Below are 24,133 nucleotides of genomic sequence, written 5' to 3'. Positions count from 1 at the left end.
TATACCGGCATTCGCCATCGGTCTCTACCGGCCGCCACGGTCACGCCATAACCTCGGTCTCAACAGAAATACGGCGACCAAATAGCAGCGAAGGAACTGTCATGGCTCTCCTGGAGATCACTCTGACCATCAACGAGGCCGACCGCCCGGCCGCGGCAGGCGTCTACCAGCAGTACAAGCAGCCGTTCCTGGACACCGTGCCAGGCGCGATCAGCAAGCAGCTACTGGTACGCGCCGAGGACGTCCAGGTGCTACACGGCTTCGAGACCAGGGCCGCCGCGCAGGCGTACCTGTCCAGCGACCTGTTCACCAAGGATGTGGTCGCCGGACTGTCGCCGCTGCTCAAGGCCGAGCCGGAGATCCGGATCTACGAGACCGCCTGATCCGGCATAAAGAGACGCCTCGTTGCCGCGATAGCCGCCGTCCGCGATCACCCGCCGGCCAGCTTCTGGTCGATCCGCTGGTGCGGTAGACGATCGTGTCGTTGCGGTTGCCCGGCGGCAGCGGGTCGCCGACGGCCCGACGGTAGCGATGACCTGGCGGGCTGCGGAGTGCGAGACGCCAAACAGCGGGCCGATCTGGCGCATGGCCAGGTTGGCGCGCCAATACGCGGCGACCAGCAGCACCCGGTCGGGTAGGTCGAGGACCCACTGCCGGCCCGGTCGGCCGTCGGCGGTGACGTTCCCGCCGCGGTCGGCGACCAGCCGGACCAGCCGGCGGAACTGGGCGGGCGGCAACCCGGTGACGGGAAGATACGCTCGGCCCGGGCTGCGGAGATCATCTATACTCATGCGCCATCGATGCCTCGTTTGACAGGTTCCAGGGTTACGAGACGCCCCTCAGTGTTGATCGCCGCCCGCGTCATCGCGGGCGGCGATTCTGTTTCCCTCGCCCCGGTGAGCCGGCTATCCGCGACCCTCTGACCTGGTAGGAAAGTCCCTGCTCGGCCGGCTGCTGCGCCGTGCCGGCACCGGGGCCAACCACCTCGGACCTATGTATGCCACATGGATGTGGGACGGCTCCGAGTGAGAATGTGGGGAGCCCGCCAGGTCAACAGGCACACGAGCCCGGCCGACATCCGAACAAGACATTCCTACAATTGCACTCTTTCCTCGTGCGGCATTGCGATAAGACAGGCCTATAGCCGTATTCGCACTGCATCCCTACCGTGCCATCGGGTCCATCCATATCCTCGGTGCCTGGTCATGCCACACAAAACGCCCACCAGCGCCGGGCCAGAAATGAGGAAGAAATCCCCATGGCCGACCTTGCGGCAACTCTCGGCGGCTGCATGGGAACCCCACTGCCGCAGCCGGGATCTACCGGCGGCACCGGCAGCCACTCCTGGAGACGATTCCCGGCGCACGGACCCAGCAACTGCTGGTTCCGCGCCGAGGACCTGCAGGTGCTGCACCGCCTCGCCGCGTTCGAGGACGCCCAGGCGTACCTGTCCGGCGAACTGCTCACCAGGAACGTCGTCAGCGCCCTGATGCCCTACTTGAACACGGCCTGGACATCCGCATTTACCTGACGGCCTGATCTCCAGCCTTTTCGGGCATCGCCATCCTCCACGTTCCGCGAATTCCTACCCGACGCGATCCTCATCCCGAAAATCACGAAGACAGGACCGTCCGTGTCAGAAACTCAACTTTCCGCGAGCCCTAGAAATGCGCCACTGCCGGACGTCGAATCCGTGCAGAAGCGTACGATGACCGTGCTCGTCATCGCACAAATCATCGGCACCGTGGGGGTCGGTGTCGCGCCCTCCATCGGCGTGCTGCTGGCCGGTCAGGTCACCGACAACGAGGCCTGGGCCGGTCTGGCCCGTACCGCGAGCACGCTCGGCGCGGCACTGCTCGGACTGCCGCTCGGCGACCTCGCCGCGCGGCGCGGGCGCCGCATCGCGCTGGCCACCGGCTGGTGGACCGCCGCCGGCGGCGGGGCGCTGCTGGTCGCGGCGGCGCAGTGGAGCCTGGTTGTGCCGCTCTTCGTCGGCCTCCTCCTGATCGGCGTCGGCCTGGCAGTGAGCCTGCAGTCCCGGTTCGCCGTCACCGATCTGGCCAAGCCCCAGCGCAAAGCCCGGTCCCTGGCACTGGTCGTCTGGGTGGGAACTCTCGGTTCCGTACTCGGCCCCAACCTCGGCGCGCCCGGTGAGCTCATCGGGGCCGCCACCGGGCTCACCGTGTTCGCCAGCGCGTTCCTGATCGCCGCGATCTGCCTGGCCCTCGCCGGCGCCGTCGTCTTCGTCTGGCTGCGCCCTGACCCACTGCTGCTGCTCAAGCGCAGCGCGACCACGGATTCCGCCGCCGCGACCGGCAAGCGACCGGGCCGCATCCGGCAGGTCTTCGCCGAGCTGCGCACGAACCGGCAAGCCCGGGTCGCGCTGGCCGCCGTCCTGACCGCCCAGATCGTCATGGTCGCAATCATGACGATGACCCCGGTCCACGTCGCCCAGCATGGCGGCTCGGTCACCATCATCGGCCTCACGATCAGCCTGCACGTCGCCGGGATGTACGCGCCGTCACCACTGGTCGGCGTGATGGCCGACCGGTTCGGGCACCGATCGGCGATCAGCACCGGTATCGGCATCTTCGCCGCCTCACTCCTGATCAGCGCGGTACGGCCCGACGACACCGGAACGATCATCGTGTCGCTGATCCTGCTCGGCGTGGGCTGGTCGTTCGTGAGCGTCGCCGGGTCCGCGCTGTTCAGCTCGGTCGTCTCCACCGAGACACGCGCCTCCGCCCAGGGCGGGGTCGACGCACTGTCGAATCTGTGCGGTGCCACCGCAGCGTTCCTCGCCGGGCCGCTGCTGGCCGCCACCAACTACTCGCTGCTGTCCATCCTGGCGATCATCGCGCTCGTCCCCCTGGCACTCCTGATGGCCGGCCGAGCCCTGGCCGCGGGATCCGCACGGGCCCGAGCCCGGCGGGCGGCCTGAGCCGGCCGCGCTGATCCGGCTTGGTGACATCAATCAGTTCGATCCCGGAACTTTCTATTTGTCGCGGTCGGCCAACCAGGCGACAGACCAATCAGCGAAGGGAACCGCAATGACCGTATCAAGCCCTGGCCGTGAGCGTCGGTGGCAGGTTTCTCTCGCCACCCTACTCATGCGGGTGAAAACTCTCGGTCGCATGAGCGACTCCACCTACCTTACTGCAGTCAAGGCGGTATCGGCACGCGGGTGGCGTCGAGTTGAGCCGATTCCACTCGGTGCACCTGAGCGGCCGTTTCATCTCCAAAGGGTCATTACTTCAGAGGGCACCCGGAAGCAATGCGAAGCCCTTCCACAGCATTTGGTCCGGGCTATCGGCGTCGCGAATTCGGCATGAGCATAAACCGGCACATCACCCACCGCATCAGCCAAGCAACGGCTCGGCCGCAGATCTCACGCAAGCGGAGTCTCTACGCGAGTTCGTACAGCGCCACCTCTGCTGATCTTGGTTGTTTGGGCTGGTAGGGGGTCTTGTCGCGGATGCAGGCCCAAAGGACGTTGAGGCGTTGTCTGGACAGGGCAGCGGTGGCTTGGCGGTGGGTCTTTCCCTCGGCTCTCTTCTTGTCGTAGTAGGCGCGTGACCGTGGGCAGTGGGTCAGGGCGGTGAAGCTGGACATGCTGAACACCCGGCGCAGACCACGGTGGTAGCGGTGTGGCCGGACCTGGTGGCCCTGCCTGCGGCCGGAGTCGCGGGAGATCGGCGCGAGCCCGGCGTGGGCGGCGAGTGCCGCAGCGCTCGGGTAGGTGGTGAGGGTGCCGGCGTGGGCGAGGAACTCGGCGGCGAGAGTGGTGCCGATGCCGGGCAGACTGGTGACGATCTCACCCAACTCGTGGTCGGCAACAACCGCGGCGATGGTTTCCTCAATCGCGGCGATGCGATCGTTGACCGCCTCCAGATCGGTCGCCATCTCCGCCACAATGCTGGCCGCGGTGGCTTCTCCCGCGACGGCGACGGTCTGGGTCCGCGCGGCGGTGAGAGCTTTTACGGTCAGTGCCTTGGCGGCCCGCACGCCGTGCTGGCGCAGGTAGGCCAGGATGCGGGCCTCACCGGCGCGGCGCAGCCCGCCAGGGGTCTGCCACTGCGCGAGCAGCCGCACCGCACCTTTACTGCGCAGGTTCAGCGTCTTCTCCAGGGCGGGGCTGATCATGGTCAGGAGGTCCTGGATGCGGGCGGTGATGCGGACCCGGTCGGCGACCAGGTCGAGGCGGCGGGAGACGAGCAGCTTCAACTGCTGCTGCACCCCATCCGCGAGGGTGAGGGTCGGTAGGTCAGCGCGCATGCGCAGGGTCTGGGCGATGCCGTACGCGTCGTGAGCGTCGGTCTTGCGTTCGCCGTGGAACGCCTCCGCCATCCGCGAGGTGACGGTGCCGCTGACGTAGCGCACGTCCGCGCCCCGGTCGAACAGGACCGCCAACAGCAGCGAGGCAGGTCCACCCCGCAGGTCGACGGCCCAGCGGATCGGCTTACGGCGCTTACCGAGCCGTCCGGCGATGCCGGAAATGGCCTGCTGGTCGTTGGGGATCTTCTCGGACAGAACGACGGTGCCGTCGTCGTCGACGACGCACACGTGGTGGTGGGTCTTGCCGACGTCGACGCCGGCCCACAGGCTGCCCACCGGGCCTCACCCTCTTCGGTTGTCTGATCAAGGGGCGTGGACCCGCCGCGGTTCAGTAGTCACAACTTCGGAAAGGGCGATCGGTCGCAAGTCTCCATCCAGTGCTGATACAGCGGTCATCAGCGAGGGCCGGGGCGTCCTACTCCAAGCTGGCCATGACATCGGCAGCACACACCCAGACAGTCACCCGACCCTCCGGGTCCACCCCGCCAAACGACGCGGTTCGATGTCCGGTTGCGGGTCCCGACGGACGCCTGGAGCGCACCGCCGCCGGCGTCGACTGTCTGGGGCGTCACGCTGGCACACCGCACCGGCCCTCCACGATCCTCGTCGCACCTTGGCGACGGTCAGCGGGGAACCATGCGTCAGGTTTCGAGACCTGTGCGGTTGAGGCGTTCGAGCAGGCTGGGCTTGCGGGCGTGCACCGTCCGTAGCTCGGCCAGGCGATTTCGGAACGATGTGCTGTCTCCGTCTCGTTCAGCGAGGTCGCGCAGGTCGACGAGGAGTTGAACGGCGGTGTCGTACTCGCGGGGTTTCTTCGTGCCGATGAGTTCGTCGACCCGCTGCCAGGCGGCGGGTTGGTCGACCGCGAGGGTGTCAAGGTGTCGTTGCCGGGCTGCCGCAGCGGACCGTTCGCGGCGAATCCAGTCGCGATCGCGTTGCTCGGCGTCCCGTCGTTCCCGTCCGGCGCGCAACTCCGCGGCGGTGGCGAGCAGTTGCCCGGCGGTACGGGCGACTGCCGGGGTGGGCGTATCAGTGCGGTGTTCGTCGCGGTAGCGGCGCAGCAGTCGGCTGCTTAGGTGGCTGTCGCCGCTGGTGATCAGGTCGGTCAGGATGGCGTCCTTGTCCCGGGCGGGCAGCCCGGCGACCCAGGTGCGTAGTTGCGTGGCGGTCGGTTCACCGGAGGCGGCCGGCGACGACCCGGCCGCCGCGGCCGCGATCAGATCGGGGTCGATGCGCAGGAACTCGGCGACGGCGGTGAGGGCCGCGTCGAGGGTGCCCAGTCCGGCGAGGACGGGCGGTTCGAGCTCGTCGTCGGCGATCTCCTCGGACTGTACGCAGCGCAGCCAGGCCAGGTAGAGCAGGCGCAGGTCGCCGGCGGCGAGGCGGGCCCGGACCGGGATGATGGAAGTGAGCAGGCCGTGGCCGTCGAGGTCCCACTCGTCGATGCCGTCTTCGTCCTCGTCGTGGAGGTCGATGATGATGTGCTTGCCGGTGGTCCAGGCGGATGCGCTGTCGCCCTGGCAGTATTGGGCGACGGTGGCGGGGTCGAGCACGTGTTTCGGTAGCCGCAGCATGAGCTGGCGGGTGCCCCAGTTGGCCAGGTACAGGTGCGCGTCGAAGTACCGTTCCATCAGCGTTCGCGGGTCGCCCTTGAAGTTGCCCCACTCGTAGGTGTTGACGAAGCTGGTGGCGGTGATGTCGGCCCGGGTCGACAGGGACCGCAGCTCGGCCCGCTCCCGGCCGGTGAGGGGCCGGTCGACGGCGGTGAACTCGTAGTACTGGTACTCGCCCACTGCCGGCCTACCTTCCGGCCCAGTGCCGGTAGGCGTCGATCCACCCGGCACCGTCCGGCGCGGGGGTGGGCAGCGGCAAATCGAGAAGGCCGACCCGTTGGCGGTGGCGGCCTCGGGCGCAGACCGCGGCGATACTGTCCGCGGTCAGCTCGACCTGCCGCACGGTGACCTCGACACAGAGGACGGTGGTGGTGAACGGCACCGCCAGATGCTCCTCGATCATGGCGGACAGGCCGGCGCGCTCGTCCTCGTGACCGTCCGTGTCGGCGGTGGCTTCCTCGATCATCGCCTCCAGCGCGGCGGCCCCCTTCGATGCCATCGGCGGAGGATAGCGGACCGGTGCCGGGGTGTTCGGAGCCCGATGCGTGAGGATGGTCGGCATGGGTTCGGTGGCCGAGTTCGTCGATCTTCGGCGGGAGGTGGAGCGGTTACGGGCGGAGAACGCCCGGTTGGCGCGTCTGCTGGAGCTGCGTGGCCAGGACACGACAGCGGCGCCGGAGCAGTTGTCCGCGCCGGTTGAGCCGCCGGGGCTGGTCACCATGGCTTCGCCGACCCGGGACAAGCTGGCATTGTTCGCCGACCGGTTCCGGGCCCGGGTCGACGTGTACGCCGTGCGGTGGGACAACGCCCGTACCGGCGCCGCCGGATGGATGCCCGCGGTCGCCGGAGGCTGGCGTAAGGGTATGGACCGGCGCGCTGCCACCTACCTGCCCCGGACAACGGAGGTCGTCGCGGCGCATCTGGTCGGCGACATGTTCATGGGCCTGTACCCGCTGATGCCCGGCAACACCTGCCACTTCGTCGTGGCCGACTTCGACGGCCCGACGGCGATGCTCGACGCCCTCGCCTACGCGAAGGCGTCACGAGCCAACGCGGTGCCCGCCGCGTTGGAGATCTCCCAGTCGGGTCGCGGCGCCCACGTGTGGGTCTTCTTCACCGGCGCTGTTGCCGCGGCCACCGCGCGGGCCGTCGGCACGGTCCTGCTGCGTGAGGCGATGGTGCTGCGCGGGTCGATGGACCTGCGCTCGTACGACCGGCTGTTCCCCAACCAGGACGTCCTGCCCGAGGGTGGCTTCGGCAACCTCATCGCCGCACCGCTACAGGGACGCCGCCGCAAGGACGGACTCACCACCTTCCTCGACCTCGGCACACTCGAGCCGCACACCGACCAGTGGGCGTTCCTGTCAACACTGGACCGGCTCAGCCCCGGCGACGCCGAACACATCGCCCGGCAGGCCAAGCAAGCTGTCACCGGTGCCGACGTCGCCACGATGAGCCGGTCCGCCGCGACCCAGGTCCATCCACCGCTGCCTCCGGTGGTCCACGCGGAGGCCGGTGCCGGGCTGAGCATCGACGCCGGACAGCTCACCCCTGCCGCGCTGGCGACGTTCAAGCACGCCGCCGCCATGGCCAACCCAAAGTTCTACGAACTGCAGCGACTCCGCAAGTCCACCTGGGACACCCCCCGCTTCATCCAGGGCTACGACCTCACCCTCGACGACCGCCTGATACTCCCGCGGGGCCTGCGGCACACCATCGCCACCATCGTCGAACACGCCGGGTCGCGACTGGCCGTCACGGACGCACGAAACTCCGGGACCGAGATCGACACCGCGTTCACCGCCGAACTCACCAGCAAACAGGCCAACGCGGTCGGCGCGCTTCTCGCCCACGACGACGGAATCCTGGTCGCCCCTCCGGGCTCCGGCAAGACCGTCATGGCCTGCGCCGTGATCGCCGAACGCAACACCTCCACCCTGGTCCTCGTCGACCGCAAAGCTCTCGCCGACCAGTGGCGCCTCCGCATCGAGCAGTTCCTCGGAATCAAGTCCGGCCAACTCGGCGGCGGCCGACGCAAGCTCACCGGCACGGTGGACATCGCGCTGCTGCCCTCCCTCGCCCGGCGCGACGACGTCTCGACCCTGACCCAGGGGTACGGGCACGTCATCGTCGACGAATGCCACCACCTCGGCGCCGCAGCCTACGAGCACTCGGTCAAACGGATCGCCGCGCAGTTCTGGCTCGGCCTGACCGCCACCCCCACCCGACGCGACGGCCTCGGCCAACTCGTCACCTGGCAACTCGGACCCGTCCGCCACACCCTGACCGAGGAGGAACAAGGCACCCTCGCGGCCGCGATGCACACCGAAGCCGGACCCCGTCGAGCGCTGCACATCCACGAAACCACCTTCCAACCCGGCGACGTCGACCTGGACGCGCCCGGCGCACTCGCCGAGGTGCACCGAAGGCTGGCCCTCGACGAGCCCCGCAACACCCAGATCGCCGAAGATGTCGCCGCGGCCCTGGCGCGCGGCCGCAACTGTCTCGTGCTGACCCGACGGGTCGCCCAGGTCGAGGCCCTCAACGCTCTGCTCGCCGCACGCGGACATCAGCCGCTCGTGCTCCAGGGCGCGATGAGCACCCGCGAACGGCGGACCGTCGTTGACCGGCTCGACGGCGCCAAGGCCGGTGACGGCCTGCTCGCCATCGGTACCACACCGTTCATCGGTGAAGGCTTCGACGCCCCCGCGCTCGACACGCTCTTCCTCGCCGGCCCGATCTCCTACGACGGCCTACTCGTCCAGTGCGCCGGCCGCGTCATCCGCGCCGCGCCCGGCAAGGACCTCGCCGAGGTCCACGACTACCACGACCCGGCCACTCCCATCCTCGCCGCCTCACTCCCACGCCGTATGCCCGGATACCGGACACTCGGTTTCACCCGAACATGAACGCAGCGCACAGGGGGTCTGCCGTGCCCCACGGAGGAGTCAACGCGTGGGACACTGGCACGGTGGTGAGCGTCCTGGAGCGTGAGGTCTTCTCGGAGGCGGAGGCTGCCCGGCTGCTGCGGGTGGCGCAGTCGACGCTGCACTACTGGCTGGAGGGCGACGAGCGTAAGGGGCGCCGCCACAAGCCCGTGCTACGCACGGAGCCGCGCGGCGGCCGTTCGGTCACCTGGGCCGAGTTCGTCGAGGCCGGACTGTTGCGGGAATACCGACGCACCCACCGGGTGCCGATGGTCGAGTTGCGGGCATTCATCGACCTGCTCCGCGAACAGTTCGGGGTGCCCTACCCACTCGCCGACCGCCGGCCCTACGTCGCCGGCAAGAAACTAGTGCTGGAAGCGCAGGCCGAGGCCGGCCTTGACCCGGAATACTGTCTCGTGGCTGCGGTCGGGAACCAGTTGCTGCTCACTCCTCCGTCGGCGGCGTTCGTCGAGCGGGTCACCTGGGACGGCGATGTCGCCGCCGGCTGGCGACCGGACCCCAACCCTCAGTCACCGGTGCGTATCCTCCCTGATGTCCGGTTCGGTCGGCCGTCGATCAAGGGGATCAGCACTGAGGTGCTCTGGGAGCAGGACGAAGCAGGGCTGGACGTCGAGGAGATCGCCGAGACGTACCAACTCGACGTGCCTGACGTGCGGTGGGCGCTGGCGTACGAGAACTCCCAACGCGCGGCGTGAGCAGGATCAAGCCTGCCGAGGTCCGGTTCTACATCGATGCCGACCTCCTCGGCCTAGCGCGCGTCCTCGCCGGACTCCGCTCCGACATCGCGTACCCCGGCGACCCCGGCACGGTCATCCACAAACGCCAACGCCCTGCGTGCCCCATCGCCTCGCCCGCAGTGAAGGACTCGGAGTGGATCCCTGAGGTCGCGGGCCGCGGCTGGCTGATCATCACGCGGGACCGCCACATCCAGGAGCACCGACTGGAAATAGCCGCCGTGCGAGAGCACCGGGCCAAGATGCTTGCCCTTACAGCCGCTGACGCGGGGAGCGTCTTCGGCCAGTTGGAGGTCGTGATGAGCCGCTGGCGCGATATCGAGCGCTGTCTCGCCGAGCCGCCACCCTCCATCTACGCTGCCACCCGAACCGCAATGCGGCAGATCCCGCTGACCTGACGCGGTCGTGAACTGATCATCTGGTTCACATGCCAACCGTCGCGGCCGCGACTTGAATGGCGGTGTGCAGGTCAAGAAGGACGGGCGGGACTGGCGCGTCGGCGCGACCTCCGACGTGGGCTGGATCGCCGGTCACACCACGGCCGGCGTCTCGATCACCACCGCCGTCCCGCCGGTCTTCGACGCCTACGCAACCACGTACCAGGCCGATGACATCACCGCCGCCGCCTACGAGCAGGCCCTGATCGAGGACCTCATCACGCACACTCCGGACCAGCCGTGGTGGCTGGCATACCTCGACACTGGCACCCACGACGTCGTCTTCCCGCACGCTCCGAGGGTGTTCCTCTACTGGAACTGGCCGTACGTGCTGGTCGAGGCCGGCCCCGAGCAAGCCCTCACCTGGCGCACCGGTGGGCACATCCGCCACGCTCACGGCGCGCTACCCGACCTGTTCTTCCCGGCCGACCGGTCATGGCTGGTCTCTGCCCTCTGGGACGACACCTGGACCTGCCTCGGCGGCCCGGAACAACTGATCCACACCCTCGAACGTGACCCCGTGGCCAACGCCCGCCGGGTCCGACTCGACGAAGACGCGCTGCCACCGGGGCTGACCCGCGAGTGAGACCCAACGCCCAGCCCGGTTGCGCCACCCTCTCTGCCTTATCGCACCAACCATCTGCCGAAGCCGCACGTGTCGCCGCGAGGGGCCGACACGCCGGCAGTCGTCTAAATGCAGGCGAGCTGTATATAAAGATGGTCTATAGTGCTGACCATGGCGATGCAGGAACCGACGTTCTTCATCCTGACCGCGCTGGTGCGCGCCACCCCGCTGCACGGCTACGGGATCATCCAGGCCGTCGACCGGCTGTCGGACGGGCGGGTCAAGCTCAAGGCCGGGACGCTGTACGCGGCGCTGGACCGACTCAGCACGGAGGGCCTGATCGCCGTCGACCGGGAAGAGGCCGTGGGTGGCAGGCTGCGCCGCTACTACGTGCTGTCCGACGACGGCCGGGCGGCGCTCGAAGCCGCGGTGGCACGGCTTGAGTCGAACGCCCAGGTGGCCACGTCCCGGCTGCGCGAGGCGTTCGGCTTCACCAGGGGAGTCCGGCATGCCTGACCTGGAGCGCTCCTACCGCCGTCTGCTCTGGGCGTACCCCGGCTTCTACCGACGCGAACGCGGACCTGAAATCCTCACCACCCTGCTCGACGCCGCCGAGCCGGGGCAGGTCCGGCCATCGCGCGGTGAGGCGGCCCACCTGTTGGTGAACGGTCTGCGGTACCGGTTCGTGCCGCCCACCTGGATCGGCCGGCTCGCGACCGGCCTCGTTGCGATCTGGGCGGCCGTGGTGCTCAGCGGGGCCGGCGCCCTGGCCGTCTGGGCGCTCGCCAACCCCGAAGAACCCGACCTCGCCGCCTTCAGCGACGAGTTGGTCGGCCGCCCGGCCTCGTCCGCCTACGAACTCCCGGGCGGCAACCTCCTCGACATGGCCTACGCCTACCGCACGTACGGCGAGTTCCAGGATTTCGCGATGGAGGGCTGGGACGGCGGGCGACCAGCGCCGATGGGCCAGAGCCGGGTCTACGAGCAGGTCACCGACACACCGACGGTCCTGGCCGATGCCCACCAGCTTTTGACGAGCGCGGGCTGGCGCACCGGCGCCCTGAGCCAGGGTGGCGCCGACAGTCAGGCCGACGTGAACAGCGCGCACGGAGTCTTCTGGGCCTCCCGAGACGGGGTGCTGTTGCGCGTGTCCGGATACGACAACCAGACCGGCGTCACGGTCGGCGCCTACCCGATCGAGCCCAGCAGCGTGCTCGCCGGCGCGATCACCGGGTTTGTCGTCGGGCTGATCGTGGTGTGGCAGGCGATGACCTGGATGGCTCACCGGGTCGCCCGAACCGCACGGCAGGCACGGTGGCTGATCCTGCTGCTCGGCCTACCGACTCTCCTCGCCGGCGGGGTGAACACCCTGGACAACGTGCTGAGCATGCTCCCGGACCCGGGCAGCGCCAACGTGCTGTTCGCCGCCGACTACATGTACCCGCTGGCCAACCAGATCGCCGACCCACTGGCAGCCACCGTCATCGCGCTCGCGCTGACCGGCATCCTCAGCGTGCTCGCTGTGGCAGCCCGAATCGGCCAGCTTCGACCCACGAGCCCAGCAGCGTCGACCGGTGAAGTCACCGAAGGCTGAGCCGAACTTCCCGCTGCCCAACCGTCCAAACCCCGGTTCGGGTTCGGCCAAGATCTGGCGGGCGACCGAGTTGGTTGAGCTTGGCGCGTGGCCCTTCGGTGTCCTCGGCGGCGGCTTCAGCAGCCACAGCCGGCCCCGAGGCCGGCCGGTGATGCCCGCGTCAGCCAGGAGAGCATCGTTATCGTTCTCGACCTCGTTGCGGGACTCCCAGCTTGACCGCACGGTCTGCTCCCGCAGCACCTCGTACGTCTTCGGGTCCAGCTCAGTCCAGGTCTCGTAGCGGGTCGCCCGGTCCGGCACCCAGGTACGCAGCTGCGGAGGCCACACCGCGGGAAGAAAGACCAGCATCGGAGCGTCCGGAGCCAACTGCCAGCCCCGCGCAGCCAGTTTGCGTACCTCCGGCAACTGCTCCGGTGTCAGGCCATCCGCGTCCGTGTCGGCGACCCTGGCCGCAGCGGGATCAGGCGGCTGCTCGATGCCCAGGTATACCCGGTGTCCATCATCGCAGCGTACGGCCGCGCCTGGCGCCACCACGGTCAACACCCGATCTGACCAGGCCCGCAACGGCGACGGGCCTGCGTCCGTACGGCGGCGGGAACCTCGGCGGTCGAGTCCTGGCGGTTCAGACGCCGTGCTGGCGCAGGTGGGGCACACCATCAGCGTCTCGGAAGGTAGCGGCGGCCAGCCGAGGCGCGGGCCCCGCCGTGCACGTATCCCACCGCACCGACGGCGAAGATCGTGGCAGCGGTCAACCAGGATGTCGCCGTGGTGGAGGGCTGGATCGGCCAGGCCCAAGCCGCGACGACGGCACCGGTCTGGCGTGGCGCGGCGGCGTAGACGGCGCACACGTAGACGAAGGCGGGCAGCCACGCCAGCCGCGCGCCGAGCAGCACTGCGCCGCCAACGACCAATCCGATACAACCGAGAGCATTGCGCACCAGTGCATGGGCACCAAATGTGTGGGACTCCCGCAGCCCGGCCAGGCTGAGCGCCATGGCGGTGACGAAGACGGTGACGAGAAGGTGTCCGGCTCGCCAGGCCCGCCACGGCAGGGGCGTGCTGTGCTCGAGGTCCTCGTCGGCGCCGGCGAGGGTGGGCCCGAGCAGGAGTGCGGCCAGCAGCGGTGCGAGTGCGACCACGGGGACGCGGGCGGCTGGTCCGTCGAAGTAGGGCCTGCTGTCGAGCCAGGTTCCGGCGGCCCAGGCCAGGAGCGTGATGACGCCGACACCGACCACGAACATGGACGCGCCCCGGGAGCGCAGGTGCAGCGTGAGCAGGCGGCTGGTCACTGCTGCTCGCCGAGGCGAATCAGTGCCGAGGTGTCACATCGGTGGGCGGCGTCGAGGTAAGTGGCGAACCAGGTGAGCTGCGCTGGCTCTGGTAATGCGCGGAGTCTGGTGAGGGGCATGTCGTCGGGGGTCGCTGCCTCGTTGAGCATCCAGTCGGTGGCCAGGGTGTCGGTGCGGTAGACCCGCTGGTCGATGCTGCGTGTCCCGGACGGGTCCTCGCATCTGGCCCGGGTCACCTGCCGGAAGTCCGCCCGCAGGCTCTTTCGGCTGGTCAGGCCGCCCAGCGCGGTGGACTGGTAGTCGAGGTTGAGCCAGACCGTGTCGTAGTCCCGTTCGATGGACTGGCCAGCCGGCTGGGCGGCCTGGTCGGCGGCCCGTCGGGGCGCTCCGGGTATCCCGTCGAGACGGGCCAAAATCGGCTGCGCAACCTTGGTGACGTCGTCGATCAGGAAGGCGTTGATCCGGGAGAGGCATACCTGTGGGCCGCTGCTCGTGCACACCAACGTCACGGCGGCAGGGTCGGCCGGGAGGCGGTAGGTGCCCGGTTCGGTGATGATCGGCACCGCGACGGTGACGGCGAGTCCGCCGGCCAGCAGGGCTGCTCGCCGCCGCCGCGCGGCGGCGGCGAGCAGCAGGACCGTCAGGGCCACCAGCCAGGCTGCCTGCAACACGCTGACCCGGTCGGGAACGAGTGAATACACCGCCCAGCCGCCGTAGACCGGAGACAGCCACGCAGCGCACGCACCGTTCCAGTAGACGACGATGGCCAGGCCCAGGTAGGTGGCGAGGCCGGCGATCGGGGCCGCCACCCGCAGCGGAACGAGCCGGCCCACGAGGACGCCAACCGCGCCGGCGGCGGCCAGGGCGAGGACACCGACGGCCATCGTCCACCACCAGCCCCCGCCGGTGTAGGTCGCAACCCGGGCGACCAGCACCGCCGCCCCGGCGAACGCCACCAGCAGTCCGGCGACACCGGCAACGGTCACGGCGAGCCAGGCCACCACCAGTGGTTGCCAGCCCGGGCGGGAGGTGGAGGCGATCAGCTCGTCGATGTCGCGCCGCCGTTCCCGCCCGGACTGCCACGCCCCAGCCGCGATCATGAGAGCGCACAGAATCAGCAGCGACACCCGCAGGTAGTTCGCGAGGCCCGCCCACCGGCCGGCCCAGTCGTCCGGGTGCACGGCCAGCATCCACACGCCGGCGCCGAACATCGCCGCAGCGGCGAAAGGCGCCGTACCGCGGCGTAGCTCCACCCTCAGCGCACGCCTCACCGCGGTGCCGTCCGAGCACCGCGCAACACCGCCGTGTAACCGCGTTCGATCGGGGAGTCGCCGCTGTCACCGTCCCCACCGGCGGCCATCAGCTCGTCGGGCAGGCCGGTGAAGACCAGCCGCCCGCCGTCGACCAGGTTCACCCGGGTACACGCCGCCACGACGTCCTCCACCAAGTGCGTGCTGACCAGAACCACGGCATCCAGGCCCAGCTCCCGCAGCAGCGCCCGGAACTGCACCCGCTGCTCCGGGTCCAGACCGGCGGTCGGCTCGTCCAACAGCAGCAGCCGCGGGTCGTTCACGATGGCCTGGGCGATGCCGGCGCGGCGCAGCATCCCGCCGGAGAGGTGCTTCATCCGGTCGTCGGCGCGCTCCAGCAGGCCGACCCGCTCGATCGCCTGGTCCACCGCCAGCGGAATCCGCGCCGGTGGCATCTCCTTCAGCCAGGCGAAGTACTCGACGAACTCCCGGACGGTGAAGCGCGGGTAGAACCCGAACGCCTGGGGCAGGTAGCCCAGCTGGCGGCGCGCCTGCCGCAACGCCGCGGGGTCGCCGATGTGGTGGCCCAGCAGTCGGACCTCACCCCGGTCGGGGCGCAGCACCGTGGCCAGGACCCGCATCAGGGTGGTCTTGCCGGCGCCGTTCGGGCCGAGCAACCCGTGCACCCCCACCCCGAGATCGAGGTCCAGGTCGTCGAAGACGATCCGCTTGCCGTAGCTGACCCGCAGGCCGTCGACGCTCACCGTCGTCATGCCGGTTGCCTTCCCACCCGTTCCCGACGCACATACACCACCACCGCGGCCACCGCCGTGACGACCAGCCAACCCGGACCGCTCGACACCAGAACCGCCAGACCGCCGACCGGCGGCGCCAGCACCACCACCGCCCACGCCCCCGCCACCACCAGCGCGGCGTACGCGGGCTCGACCAACGAGCCGAGCGCCAACGTCAGGGCGGTCAACGCGACGCAGGGAAGCAGCCACCACCCCGGCGTACCGATGCGCGTCACCGCGCCGGCCAGGACCGCGACGGGCGCCGCGACCGCGAGGACCGCCAGCGTGCGCCACAGCACGATCCGCAGGCCACCCTGCGGTGTTCCCGCGATCAGCTCGTGCAGCGGATCGGTCCGCGGCCCGTACGACAGGGCCGTACCGACCGCAGGCAGCGCCGGCGCGACCAACAAGAGCAACCACGGCGGGACCACCGTCGGGCTGACCGCCAACCCCGCGGTGAGCACCCCGGTGACCGCCACCGACAGCAACCACGCCGCCCGCGCCGCAGGCCCCGCACCCACCAACACCCTGACCCGCCGCCAGCCCGTCGCCCGCCGCACCCGCCCCTGCCGCGGCAACCGGCCGCCCAGCGACACCGCGACCGCCTCCACCACCGAAGCCGTCGACGCGTCCATTGCGATGCTCGTCCGGCAGACCACACAGCGGTCGAGGTGCGCCTCCACCGACCACGCGTCCGTGCTTCCTTGGTCCGTACGAGGTCGTGGGTTAGTCGGACGCGGGCAGCCGCGTTATGGGCCCTTCACTGTTGCTGCGAGCACGCGAGTTAGATTCACCCGTTCTGTGGCTGCCGCGGGCGATCTCCCCCCTTTTGGTTGGTGCTGGTCGGGAGGTGTCAGTGCTGGAACAGGCCCAGGACGAGGAAGAGATCATCACGCATGTCGCGGGGTTGGACATCGGTAAGGCGTCGCTGGTGTGCTGCGCACGGGTGCCGGACGAGGCGCGTCCGGGACGGCGGCTGCAGGAGGTGCGGACCTACGCCACGATGACCCGCTCGCTGATCGGGCTGGCTGACCGGCTGACCGTGCTGGGGGTGACCCGGGTGGTGATGGAGGCCACCAGCGACTACTGGAAGCCGGTGTTCTACTTGCTCGAAGCGCACGGGTTCGAGGTGTGGCTGGTCAACGCCCGCGACGTCAAGCATCTACCGGGCCGGCCGAAGACCGACAAGCTGGACGCGGTGTGGTTGTGCAAGGTCGCCGAACGGCAGATGATCCGGTCGAGTTTCGTACCGCCGTCACCGATCCGGATGCTGCGGGATCTGACCCGCTACCGGGTTGATCTGATCGCCGAGGCCGGCGCGGAACGCAACCGGGCGGAGAAGCTGCTCGAAGACGCGCAGATCAAGCTGTCGGTCGTGGTCAGCGACCTGTTCGGCGCGTCCGGGCGGGCGATGATGGCCGCGCTGATCGCCGGTCAGCGTGACCCTCATACGTTGGCTGAGCTGGCCCGATCCAGCCTGCGGCGCAAGATCCCCGCGTTGCAGGAGGCCCTCACCGGTCATTTCACCGATCATCACGCGTTCCTACTGGGCAAGATGATCGCCCGGGTCGAAGCGATCGAGGCTGACATCCGCGACGTCGACTCCCGGATCGAGGCGCAACTGGCCCCTTTCGCTCCCGCGGCGGCCCGGCTGCTTGAGATCCCCGGGGTCGGCCCAGCCGCCGCTGCCGCGATCATCGCCGAAATCGGCGTGGACATGACCCGCTTCCCGACGTCGGCCCACTTGGCTGGCTGGGCCAAGTTCGCCCCTGGTGTCAAGGAGTCAGCCGGACGCCGCAAGGGCAACGGATCAACCGGTCACGGCAACCGCTACCTCGCCCGCGTCCTGGGCCAGATCGCAGTTTCCGCCGCCCGCACCAGCACGTTCCTCGGCGAGCGATATCGGCGCATCGCCCGACGACGCGGCGCCAAACGCGCGATCGTCGCGGCCGGCCGCTCAGTCCTGACCATCATCTGGCACCTGTTGTCCAACCCCGAAACCCGCTTTCACGACCTCGGCGCCGACTTCTACCTCAGCCGCACCGACACCGAACGCCGCAAACGCAACCACATCCACCAACTCGAAGCCCTCGGCTACCGCGTCACCCTCGACCTCGCCGCATAACCACCGCTCCACCACGACCCATCCCACGCCGCTTCGCGACGCGGGATGCTGCCGCGCGTCTGGTCACGATAGATTTTCGAGTTAGGAAACCGATGCTCTATCCCCTGAGCTACGAGGGCGCGAGTCGTCAGTCTAGCGACCTGCGCGTTGACCCGGCGTGGCAGGGAGTGGCCCACGCTGACCTGCGTTGTCCCGGTCGACTGGGCCCGGTGATGACCACACGGAGCGCACCAGCGGCCGGTGACCCCTCCACGGAGAACCAGCTCCACGTCAGTTCCGTGCTGGCCGAGTCCTGCAGACCTGGCCATGGGCCGATACACAACCCCTGCTCGATGCGGGACAGCCGAAGAAACTGCAGCTCCCTCGGCAGATGGAAGTCGCGGCGGCCCTCGCCGGCCTGCCCGGCGGCGACGCGGATCGTCGCCCTGGCGGGGCCGGCCGACTCACCGCCCGCCGACGACCTCACACGAGAACGGGCCGGGCCACTCCTGCCCCCCGGCACACGCTACTGCTGGCCGTTCTGCCGAAGGGCTTCCTCGAGTTGGTCTTCCAAGATGATGATCCGGCAGGCCGCCTCCAGGGCGGTGCCCTGGTCGACCATCTCGCGGGCCCGGGCGGCCAGGCGCAACTGGTACCGCGAGTAGCGGCGGTGCCCGCCGCTGGAGCGGTGCGGGTCGATCAATTTGGCCTCGTCCAGGCGTCGCAGGAAGTCCTGCGAGGTGCCGAGCATCTCCGCGGCCTGGCCGATGGTGTAGGCGGGGTAGTCCTCGTCGCCGAACATGTCATCGGGGTTTTGCCCCATGTCACCTCCACGTCGAGGGCCCCGGCGCTTACGCGCCGGGGCCCAGGGTTACGGGTCAGAACACCATCTGCCGACCGGAACGTCGGCTTCTCGTATCCGCACCAGCCGTCATTGACGGCTTCGGGTGCGAGGATCGCATATGCGTGACCGGAGACCACCTCTCGTTCGATGGAAACTGCGGTGTCCGCCAGGCCCGACAAGACGGCCAACGGCGGGCGATCCAACGGTGTATGGCCCTCCCTTTCCTCTGCTACTTCTTTCCCTTACTGACGTACGGTCCGCCGGCTTTGGAACCCACGCGACTTCATGGCTCCTACACGGCGAACATCAGCTGGAGCCCCGAAAAAGCCCTGGCCCCACCTGCACCCGGCGCGTGTCACGCCGGAACTGACCTACTAGCGGGAGGAACGGTTGTTGTCGTTCCCTTCCCTCGCCGCCCGTCGTGACCTCACGGCCGGACGGCCCGTCTGCGTCTTGACGGATCTTTCCTCTCGACTCGAAGAAGAGTATGCCATACCGCAGAAGATATCTAGTGGGTTCGGCCTAGATTCTCTGGCAGCCGGGCATCAGGGTAACCGGCCTGTCGAGTGAGCATGGCGAGAGCCGTGGCGGACGACGACCCGACGCCGGTGCCACGTACCCGGCCAACGAAACCGCCGCACGCTCGACGGCGGACTCGGGCCGGCAGCGCCGGTCGCGCGCGCCGCCCACGGCGCGGCAGTCGCGTTATGGGCGGGTCGACGTCTGGCGAGCCGATCGCGGCTCACGGGAGCCGACATCGTCCAGGTGGCGCAGTGCCTCCGCCCAGGAGCGACCCAGGGTGGTTTCGTGGTAGTCCAGGTCGTGCTCGGCGCAGAACCGCCGGATCAACGGCTGGGCATGACGCAGGTTGGGGCACGGCATGCTCGGGAACAGGTGGTGTTCGATCTGGTAGTTCAGGCCACCGAGCGCGGTGTCGACGAACTTCCCGCCACGCACGTTGCGGGAGGTGAGGACCTGCCGCCGCAGATAGTCGAGGTCGTCCTCGGCGCCGAGGATCGGCATGCCCTTGTGGTTGGGGGCGAACGAGCAGCCGAGATAGAGGCCGAGCACGGCCTGGTTGACCAGGATGAACGTGACGGCCTGCGCCGGACTCAGGACCAGGAACACGGTGGTGAGGTAGCCGCCCAGGTGCAGGGCCAACAGCCCGGCTTCGGCGGGGCGACGCGCCAGGGGGCGCGGCCGGAGGACGGCCCGCACGCTGTTGGCGTGCAGGTGCAGGCCTTCCAGTAGGAGCAGCGGGAAGAACAGGTACGCCTGGTGACGCACGAAGAGTGCGCCGAGGCGACCCCGCCGGCGGGCCTGGCCGGCGGTGAAGGACAGGGCTGCCACGCCGATGTCCGGGTCCTTGCCCTCGGTGTTCGGGTGGGCGTGGTGCCGGTTGTGCTTGTCCACCCACCAGCCGTAGCTGATCCCGGTCAACAGGTTGCCGTGCAGGATGCCGATCAGGTCGTTGGCTCGTCGCGAGCGGGCTATCTGCCGGTGACCGGCGTCGTGGCCGATGAACCCGGCCTGCGCGAAGACCACCGCGAGGGCTACCGCGACGGCGAGCTGCCACCACGATTCGCCCAGGCTGACGAACAGGGCCCACAGTCCGGCGTAGGAGCCGACGACGAGGCCGATCCGTACCGCGTAGTGGCCTCGCCGCCGGTCGAGCAGGCCTGCTGCGCGGACCTGCCGGGACAGGTCGGCGTAGTCGCTGCCCCGCTGGCGTTCGGCACCGATGCTGGTGTCGCTCACGACGGCTTCTCCTGCTGGTAGCGCCCTGACGGTTGGCTCAGCCGCGCCGGCTCGACCAGCCGGTCATGCGGGCCATGAGTTGTTGCAGTTTCTGCCGCGTGCCGGGGTTGGCCGCCTGACGGCGGCCGATCCGCATCAGGTCGCGCCCTCGCCGGCTGTTGACCAGGCCCTTGATCCGTTGGCTCATCGATCCCGACGTCACGGTGGCTCCCCTCCCGGCCGGCCTGCTCGCTGGCGGGCCTACGCCTGTCCCCCTCAGTCTCGGCAATCGCCGAGCCCCGTCGGGGCGAAACGGGCGCATTGCGCCCGAGCGCCATCGGGAGGCGTACGACGATGCCTGGAGCCGGCGCGCTCGACCGCGGGACCGGTCCGGGCGGAGCGGCCGTCACGGGGACGGCGCGTCGACGAGGTCGGCCGGATCGACCCGCAGGGTGGCGAACAACCCGACGTGCTCCTCGGGGTTCACCCGCTCCGGTAGCTCACGCTCGACCCAGTCGGCCCTGACCTGCTGGCCGCGTTCGCGAAGAAGGCTGACGATCCTGTGCCGGGCGATCCTCATCGGGTGCTCCCTGCTAGAGCCGCCCGAAAAGGGCCATGCTCACGAACGGCGGCGACAACTGGCGGCTGGCGGGATCCGGGGCGACGTGCTCACCGTACGCCTCACGGGATGCGACCGCACCAGGACCGAGGGCGGGTGGACCGTCGCCGTGCTGTTCGCGATCGTGCTCCTCCTGCTCCTGATCTTCGTACCGCAGAACGGCCAGCGGGCCGAGGGGCCGACGCGAGGCGTGACTGACCGGCGTCAGCCGAGGGTGGGCGGACCGCGTTCCCGCCCGCTGGGTCCGATACTCACCTAGTGTCGATCGGGGCACGCCAGCCGCGTCCGGGTCGACCGGTTCCGCCCGTCACGGGCCGCTGTCGAGTCCCGCAAGATGCCGGAGTCAGTAGACGGGCACCTGATGACGACCGACCGGGCGGTAGGGCTGACCCGCGCAGACGGTGGGCCACAGCGGGCAACCCTGCTGGAACTGTTTCTCGATCTGGTGTTCGTCGCCGCCCTCGCCCTGACCTCACGATCGTTGGCCCAGCGACTCGACCCGGCCGGGGTCTTCCAGACCGTGGTGCTGCTGATGGCGATCTGGTGGGTCTGGTCCGTCACCGCGCTGGCCACCGACCTCTACCACGGGCAGCGGCCCCCCATCTTCGTCATGACGCTCTGGGTCATGCTCGGAACCATCCTGATGGCCGGCACGCTGCCCGACGCCTTCTCGGACCACGCCCTGGCCTTCGCGGGCGCGTACGTGGCGATCCATCTGGGACGCGGCATCTTCCTGGTCGCCGCGCTGCACGGCCGCATAGCACGACTGCACGCCAGCCGGTTCATCTTCTGGTTCGTCCTGTCCGCCGCGCCGTGGCTCGCCGGCGCTCTCGTGGCAGGCACGGCACGAGGCGTGCTGTGGACCGCGGCGCTCGCCGTCGACTACGGGTCGGCCTGGCTCCGCTACCCCACTCCTGGGCTCGGGAAGGTACCCGCATCCCAGTACCGGGTGGCGGCCGACCATCTGGCGGAGCGCTACCAGCAGTTCTTCACTCTCGCCCTCGGTGACCTCATCCTCGTCACCACCCTGACCTACGCCGACCACGACATGACAGCCGGCCGGACAGGGGTGCTCCTGGTCGCGTTCGCCGCCACCGTGCTGCTGTGGCAGATCTACGTCCACCGCGCCGGGTCCCTGCTGCAGGCCACCATCGAGTCCGCGAGGGACCCGGGTGGATTCGTGCGGTCCGCGCCGTACACCCACCTGGTGATGGTGGCCGGCGTGGTCGCCGCCTCCGCCGGCTTCGAGATCGCCATCGTCCACCCCGCCGAGCCGACCACGCCCTGGCTGGCCGGCGTCATGCTCGGCGGACCCGCGTTGTTCCTGGTCGGTCGGGCCCGGTTCGAGTACGAGGTGTTCAGCCGGGTGTCGGCGTCCCGCCTGGTCGCGCTGCTCGTACTGGCCGTCGCGGCACCGCTTCTCCTGCACGCGCCCGCACTGGTGGCCGGGCTCACCGTCACCCTCGTCCTGGCCGGGGTCGCCGTTGCGGACGGCATCCGAGCCCGCGGAGGCCTGCCCGAGCAACCGGCCCCGTCCATGTAGCTGACCGACCCGGCTCCGCCGCCACACAGCCGGTCCGGGAGTCGGCTGGCTGGCCTGCCGGCTGCCACGACCGCACTCACAGGGTTACTGTCCGATTGCTGATCGTGATCGCGCTGTTCCGCCCCTACCCTGACGCCGGAAGCCGCCACTTCCCGACCACGGCCCGGAGGCGCGACGGCATGAGCCCCACCAGGCACGCTCCCGACAGGAGCACCGAGGACGAACTCGTCCGGCTGGCGATCCGCGCGGTCGCGCCCGAGGAGGAGCACCTGCTGCCCTTCCTCGAACCCGCCTACCGGCGCCGTCCCGACCGGTGGCGGCGGGACCCGCGGGCGCTGACCCGGGTGGGCGGCGGGGAGGCCGGTGGCGGCGGGTTCGCCGAGGTCGTCGAGCCGGTCCTGCCGTACGTGATGGTGTTGTGCGGCGTCGGCCTCGCGGCGCTGCGCGACGCCGTGCAGGGCGAGGCGACCGACGCGGTCCGGGGTGGCCTGCGGACGCTCGGCCGGCGGTGGCGGTCCCGTCGTCCCCCTGAGTTGGCGGCGGCGCCGGTGCGGCTGCGGCCGGGCCAGTTGCTGCGGATCGAGGAGGCGGTCACCGCGGCGGCCCGCGACCCGGGCTGGCAGCTCACCGAGGACCAGGTCGCCGTCCTGCGGGACGCGGTGCGCGAGGCGTTCGCCGCCCGGTTCGGCACGGACGCCGACGGTGGGTGAGCCGGCGCGGCACACGGGGGCGCCGCACCCGCCGCTCCCCTCGGCCACCCTGGGCCGGTTCGTCGCCGCGGCGACGGCGGTGGTCGGGACCAGCATGTTCGGCTGGCAGATCGTCCTCGTCGATCCGGCCGCCACCCGGGAGCGGGCCGCCTGCCTGGCCGGGTTGCGGGGTCTGCCACCGGCGATCGACGTGCGGGCCGGCACGGTCGACGTCGAGTCGGCGGCTGCCGTGGACCGGTGCCTCGGCACCCTCGACGCGGACGTGCGGCGGCAGCTGCTCACCGGGCTGGCGGTGCTCCTGGCCGTGACCGCGCTGGTCTACCTGGCCGCGCCGTGGGCCGAGCGAACGCTGCGCGGCCTGCGCCGACTGGACCGGGTGCCGGGTACCGAGGCGCTGCGGGCCGACCTGGCCGCGCTGGTACGGGAGGCGGGCCTGCGGCGGGCGCCCACGTTCCTGGTCTCCCGGTCGGCCCGGGTCAGCGGGAACACCTTCGGCACGGTCGCCGGCCGCTATGTCCGGCTCGACCTGGGGCTGGTGCACGCGCACCGCACGGCCCCGGCACGGTTCCGGGCCGTCGTGCTGCACGAACTCGCGCACCTGCGCAACGCGGACGTGGACCTGACCCGGCTCACCGTCGCGCTGGCGTGGGCGTTCCCGCTGGGCGTGATCGTCCCGTTCGCCGGCACCTTCCTCAGCGCGCTCCGGGCGCCGGACCTGGCCCGGGACGTGTGGCGGCTGGCGCTGTTCGCGGTGGTGGTGCAGGTGTCCGCCTGGTCGGTCCTGCGGGCCCGCGAGTTCGCCGCGGACGCCCGCCTCGGCGGCGACGACGTGGCGAGTGCCCGGGCGCTGCTCGGCGTCGAGGGACGGCCCGCCGGGTGGCGGGACCGGCTGGGTGCCCTGTTCCGGTTCCACCCGCTGGCCCGGGCGCGCGCCGACGAGCTGGACCGGCCCCGACGGCTGGTGTCCGCCCGGCCGGTCGAGGCCCTCGGCGCCGGGCTGGCCGCTGGCATCGCGGC

Annotated in this window: 24 protein-coding genes and 1 pseudogene; 13 read left to right on the top strand and 12 right to left on the bottom strand. The window is 70.0% G+C overall.

Translation table 11 applies throughout. The annotated features are described in order from the left end of the window. Positions 1-101 precede the first annotated feature (101 nt). The gene (locus tag B0E53_RS07120) at positions 102-383 is read left to right on the top strand and encodes a hypothetical protein (RefSeq protein ID WP_107075261.1); all 282 of its coding nucleotides are present in this window, start codon (positions 102-104) and stop codon (positions 381-383) included. Between the two features lie 132 nt (positions 384-515). On the opposite strand, the pseudogene B0E53_RS07115 reads toward B0E53_RS07120, so the two are convergent. Next, positions 516-781, bottom strand: a pseudogene (locus tag B0E53_RS07115) (transposase family protein); the annotation flags it as partial. Between the two features lie 510 nt (positions 782-1,291). Between B0E53_RS07115 and B0E53_RS07110 the strand changes: the two are divergent. Both B0E53_RS07110 and B0E53_RS07105 read left to right on the top strand, forming a co-directional pair. Then, the gene (locus B0E53_RS07110; protein ID WP_210405968.1) at positions 1,292-1,531 is read left to right on the top strand and encodes a hypothetical protein; all 240 of its coding nucleotides are present in this window, start codon (positions 1,292-1,294) and stop codon (positions 1,529-1,531) included. A 102-nt stretch (positions 1,532-1,633) separates the two neighbouring features. After that, a complete protein-coding gene (locus B0E53_RS07105) occupies positions 1,634-2,941 on the top strand; it encodes an MFS transporter (RefSeq protein WP_210405967.1) in 1,308 nt (435 codons plus the stop codon). A gap of 464 nt (positions 2,942-3,405) precedes the next feature. Here the strand turns inward: B0E53_RS07105 and B0E53_RS07100 are convergent, their stop codons facing one another. The 3 genes from B0E53_RS07100 to B0E53_RS07090 form a co-directional block, all read right to left on the bottom strand. Further along, entirely contained in the window at positions 3,406-4,611 is a 1,206-nt protein-coding gene (locus tag B0E53_RS07100) for an IS110 family transposase (RefSeq protein WP_107075259.1), read from the bottom strand. Positions 4,612-4,976: 365 nt separating this feature from the next. Beyond that, positions 4,977-6,128, bottom strand: coding sequence for a hypothetical protein (locus tag B0E53_RS07095; RefSeq protein ID WP_107075258.1), 1,152 nt, complete (start codon positions 6,126-6,128; stop codon positions 4,977-4,979). Between the two features lie 7 nt (positions 6,129-6,135). Further along, positions 6,136-6,447 carry a hypothetical protein gene (locus tag B0E53_RS07090; RefSeq protein ID WP_246835282.1) on the bottom strand — a complete coding sequence of 104 codons (312 nt, stop codon included), beginning with the start codon at positions 6,445-6,447 and terminating at the stop codon, positions 6,136-6,138. 61 nt (positions 6,448-6,508) lie between these two features. Here B0E53_RS07090 and B0E53_RS07085 point away from each other — a divergent pair, with 61 nt between their 5' ends. The 6 genes from B0E53_RS07085 (at position 6,509) to B0E53_RS07060 (ending at position 12,226) form a co-directional block, all read left to right on the top strand. Continuing rightward, complete coding sequence (locus B0E53_RS07085; protein WP_107075256.1) at positions 6,509-8,857, top strand: DEAD/DEAH box helicase; 2,349 nt, start codon at positions 6,509-6,511, stop codon at positions 8,855-8,857. A 62-nt stretch (positions 8,858-8,919) separates the two neighbouring features. Next, the gene (locus tag B0E53_RS07080) at positions 8,920-9,591 is read left to right on the top strand and encodes a DUF433 domain-containing protein (protein WP_107075255.1); all 672 of its coding nucleotides are present in this window, start codon (positions 8,920-8,922) and stop codon (positions 9,589-9,591) included. Beyond that, positions 9,588-10,028, top strand: coding sequence for a hypothetical protein (locus B0E53_RS07075; protein ID WP_107075254.1), 441 nt, complete (start codon positions 9,588-9,590; stop codon positions 10,026-10,028). The genes B0E53_RS07080 and B0E53_RS07075 overlap by 4 nt, the downstream gene beginning before the upstream one ends. Before the next feature lie 64 nt (positions 10,029-10,092). Continuing rightward, positions 10,093-10,653, top strand: a complete 561-nt coding sequence (locus tag B0E53_RS38565) for a hypothetical protein (RefSeq protein ID WP_210405966.1) — start codon at positions 10,093-10,095, stop codon at positions 10,651-10,653. A 144-nt stretch (positions 10,654-10,797) separates the two neighbouring features. Beyond that, positions 10,798-11,148, top strand: a complete 351-nt coding sequence (locus B0E53_RS07065; protein ID WP_210405973.1) for a PadR family transcriptional regulator — start codon at positions 10,798-10,800, stop codon at positions 11,146-11,148. Continuing rightward, entirely contained in the window at positions 11,141-12,226 is a 1,086-nt protein-coding gene (locus B0E53_RS07060) for a hypothetical protein (protein WP_107075253.1), read from the top strand. Before B0E53_RS07065 ends, B0E53_RS07060 begins: the two co-directional genes overlap by 8 nt. 656 nt (positions 12,227-12,882) lie before the next feature. On the opposite strand, the gene B0E53_RS07055 is transcribed toward B0E53_RS07060, so the two are convergent. The 4 genes from B0E53_RS07055 to B0E53_RS07040 are packed head-to-tail and all read right to left on the bottom strand — an operon-like array spanning position 12,883 to position 16,194. Further along, positions 12,883-13,515, bottom strand: coding sequence for a hypothetical protein (locus B0E53_RS07055; RefSeq protein WP_107075252.1), 633 nt, complete (start codon positions 13,513-13,515; stop codon positions 12,883-12,885). After that, entirely contained in the window at positions 13,512-14,786 is a 1,275-nt protein-coding gene (locus tag B0E53_RS07050; RefSeq protein ID WP_107075251.1) for a hypothetical protein, read from the bottom strand. The genes B0E53_RS07055 and B0E53_RS07050 overlap by 4 nt, the downstream gene beginning before the upstream one ends. Further along, positions 14,783-15,538, bottom strand: a complete 756-nt coding sequence (locus B0E53_RS07045; protein ID WP_107075250.1) for an ABC transporter ATP-binding protein — start codon at positions 15,536-15,538, stop codon at positions 14,783-14,785. Before B0E53_RS07045 ends, B0E53_RS07050 begins: the two co-directional genes overlap by 4 nt. Next, entirely contained in the window at positions 15,535-16,194 is a 660-nt protein-coding gene (locus B0E53_RS07040) for an anti-sigma factor (protein ID WP_246835280.1), read from the bottom strand. Before B0E53_RS07040 ends, B0E53_RS07045 begins: the two co-directional genes overlap by 4 nt. A 221-nt stretch (positions 16,195-16,415) precedes the next feature. Between B0E53_RS07040 and B0E53_RS07035 the strand changes: the two genes are divergently transcribed. Continuing rightward, complete coding sequence (locus B0E53_RS07035) at positions 16,416-17,684, top strand: IS110 family transposase (RefSeq protein ID WP_107075249.1); 1,269 nt, start codon at positions 16,416-16,418, stop codon at positions 17,682-17,684. 505 nt (positions 17,685-18,189) lie between these two features. Here B0E53_RS07035 and B0E53_RS07030 read toward each other — a convergent pair. The 4 genes from B0E53_RS07030 to B0E53_RS37390 all read right to left on the bottom strand — a co-directional run bounded on the left by B0E53_RS07030 (position 18,190) and on the right by B0E53_RS37390 (position 20,824). After that, complete coding sequence (locus tag B0E53_RS07030) at positions 18,190-18,486, bottom strand: helix-turn-helix domain-containing protein (protein ID WP_107075248.1); 297 nt, start codon at positions 18,484-18,486, stop codon at positions 18,190-18,192. A 726-nt stretch (positions 18,487-19,212) separates the two neighbouring features. Further along, the gene (locus B0E53_RS07025; protein WP_107075247.1) at positions 19,213-20,265 is read right to left on the bottom strand and encodes an acyl-CoA desaturase; all 1,053 of its coding nucleotides are present in this window, start codon (positions 20,263-20,265) and stop codon (positions 19,213-19,215) included. 37 nt (positions 20,266-20,302) lie between these two features. Then, positions 20,303-20,452 carry a hypothetical protein gene (locus B0E53_RS37395; protein ID WP_210405964.1) on the bottom strand — a complete coding sequence of 50 codons (150 nt, stop codon included), beginning with the start codon at positions 20,450-20,452 and terminating at the stop codon, positions 20,303-20,305. 198 nt (positions 20,453-20,650) lie between these two features. Continuing rightward, a complete protein-coding gene (locus B0E53_RS37390; protein WP_168215250.1) occupies positions 20,651-20,824 on the bottom strand; it encodes a hypothetical protein in 174 nt (57 codons plus the stop codon). A gap of 400 nt (positions 20,825-21,224) precedes the next feature. On the opposite strand from B0E53_RS37390, the gene B0E53_RS07015 reads away from it, so the two are divergent. The 3 genes from B0E53_RS07015 to B0E53_RS07005 all read left to right on the top strand — a co-directional run. Further along, on the top strand, positions 21,225-22,406 hold the full coding sequence (locus B0E53_RS07015; protein ID WP_107075245.1) for a low temperature requirement protein A: 1,182 nt from the start codon (positions 21,225-21,227) through the stop codon (positions 22,404-22,406). A 179-nt stretch (positions 22,407-22,585) separates the two neighbouring features. Continuing rightward, positions 22,586-23,116 (top strand): hypothetical protein, encoded by a 531-nt coding sequence (locus B0E53_RS37385; RefSeq protein WP_168215249.1) that lies wholly within the window; start codon positions 22,586-22,588, stop codon positions 23,114-23,116. Beyond that, positions 23,109-24,133: M48 family metalloprotease (locus tag B0E53_RS07005; RefSeq protein WP_146167607.1), on the top strand; the 1,025-nt coding region annotated here is incomplete at its 3' end. The genes B0E53_RS37385 and B0E53_RS07005, both read left to right, overlap by 8 nt.

The sequence above is a fragment of the Micromonospora sp. MH33 genome (genome assembly GCF_003013775.1).
GTDB classification, from domain to species: Bacteria; Actinomycetota; Actinomycetes; order Mycobacteriales; family Micromonosporaceae; genus Micromonospora; species Micromonospora fulviviridis.
Note: the sequence above shows the minus strand (reverse complement) of the source record. Positions and strands in the feature narration are given on the sequence as shown.

Excerpts from the sequence above, each read along its gene's own strand:
- B0E53_RS37395 (WP_210405964.1), bottom strand. The coding sequence starts at position 20,452 with ATGAGCCAACGGATCAAGGGCCTGGTCAACAGCCGGCGAGGGCGCGAC.
- B0E53_RS07060 (WP_107075253.1), top strand. The coding sequence starts at position 11,141 with ATGCCTGACCTGGAGCGCTCCTACCGCCGTCTGCTCTGGGCGTACCCC.
- B0E53_RS07120 (WP_107075261.1), top strand. The coding sequence starts at position 102 with ATGGCTCTCCTGGAGATCACTCTGACCATCAACGAGGCCGACCGCCCG.
- B0E53_RS07015 (WP_107075245.1), top strand. The coding sequence starts at position 21,225 with ATGACGACCGACCGGGCGGTAGGGCTGACCCGCGCAGACGGTGGGCCA.
- B0E53_RS07090 (WP_246835282.1), bottom strand. The coding sequence starts at position 6,447 with ATGGCATCGAAGGGGGCCGCCGCGCTGGAGGCGATGATCGAGGAAGCC.
- B0E53_RS07030 (WP_107075248.1), bottom strand. The coding sequence starts at position 18,486 with ATGGGGCAAAACCCCGATGACATGTTCGGCGACGAGGACTACCCCGCC.
- B0E53_RS37390 (WP_168215250.1), bottom strand. The coding sequence starts at position 20,824 with ATGAGGATCGCCCGGCACAGGATCGTCAGCCTTCTTCGCGAACGCGGC.
- B0E53_RS07110 (WP_210405968.1), top strand. The coding sequence starts at position 1,292 with ATGGGAACCCCACTGCCGCAGCCGGGATCTACCGGCGGCACCGGCAGC.
- B0E53_RS37385 (WP_168215249.1), top strand. The coding sequence starts at position 22,586 with ATGAGCCCCACCAGGCACGCTCCCGACAGGAGCACCGAGGACGAACTC.
- B0E53_RS07040 (WP_246835280.1), bottom strand. The coding sequence starts at position 16,194 with ATGGACGCGTCGACGGCTTCGGTGGTGGAGGCGGTCGCGGTGTCGCTG.
- B0E53_RS07045 (WP_107075250.1), bottom strand. The coding sequence starts at position 15,538 with ATGACGACGGTGAGCGTCGACGGCCTGCGGGTCAGCTACGGCAAGCGG.
- B0E53_RS07085 (WP_107075256.1), top strand. The coding sequence starts at position 6,509 with ATGGGTTCGGTGGCCGAGTTCGTCGATCTTCGGCGGGAGGTGGAGCGG.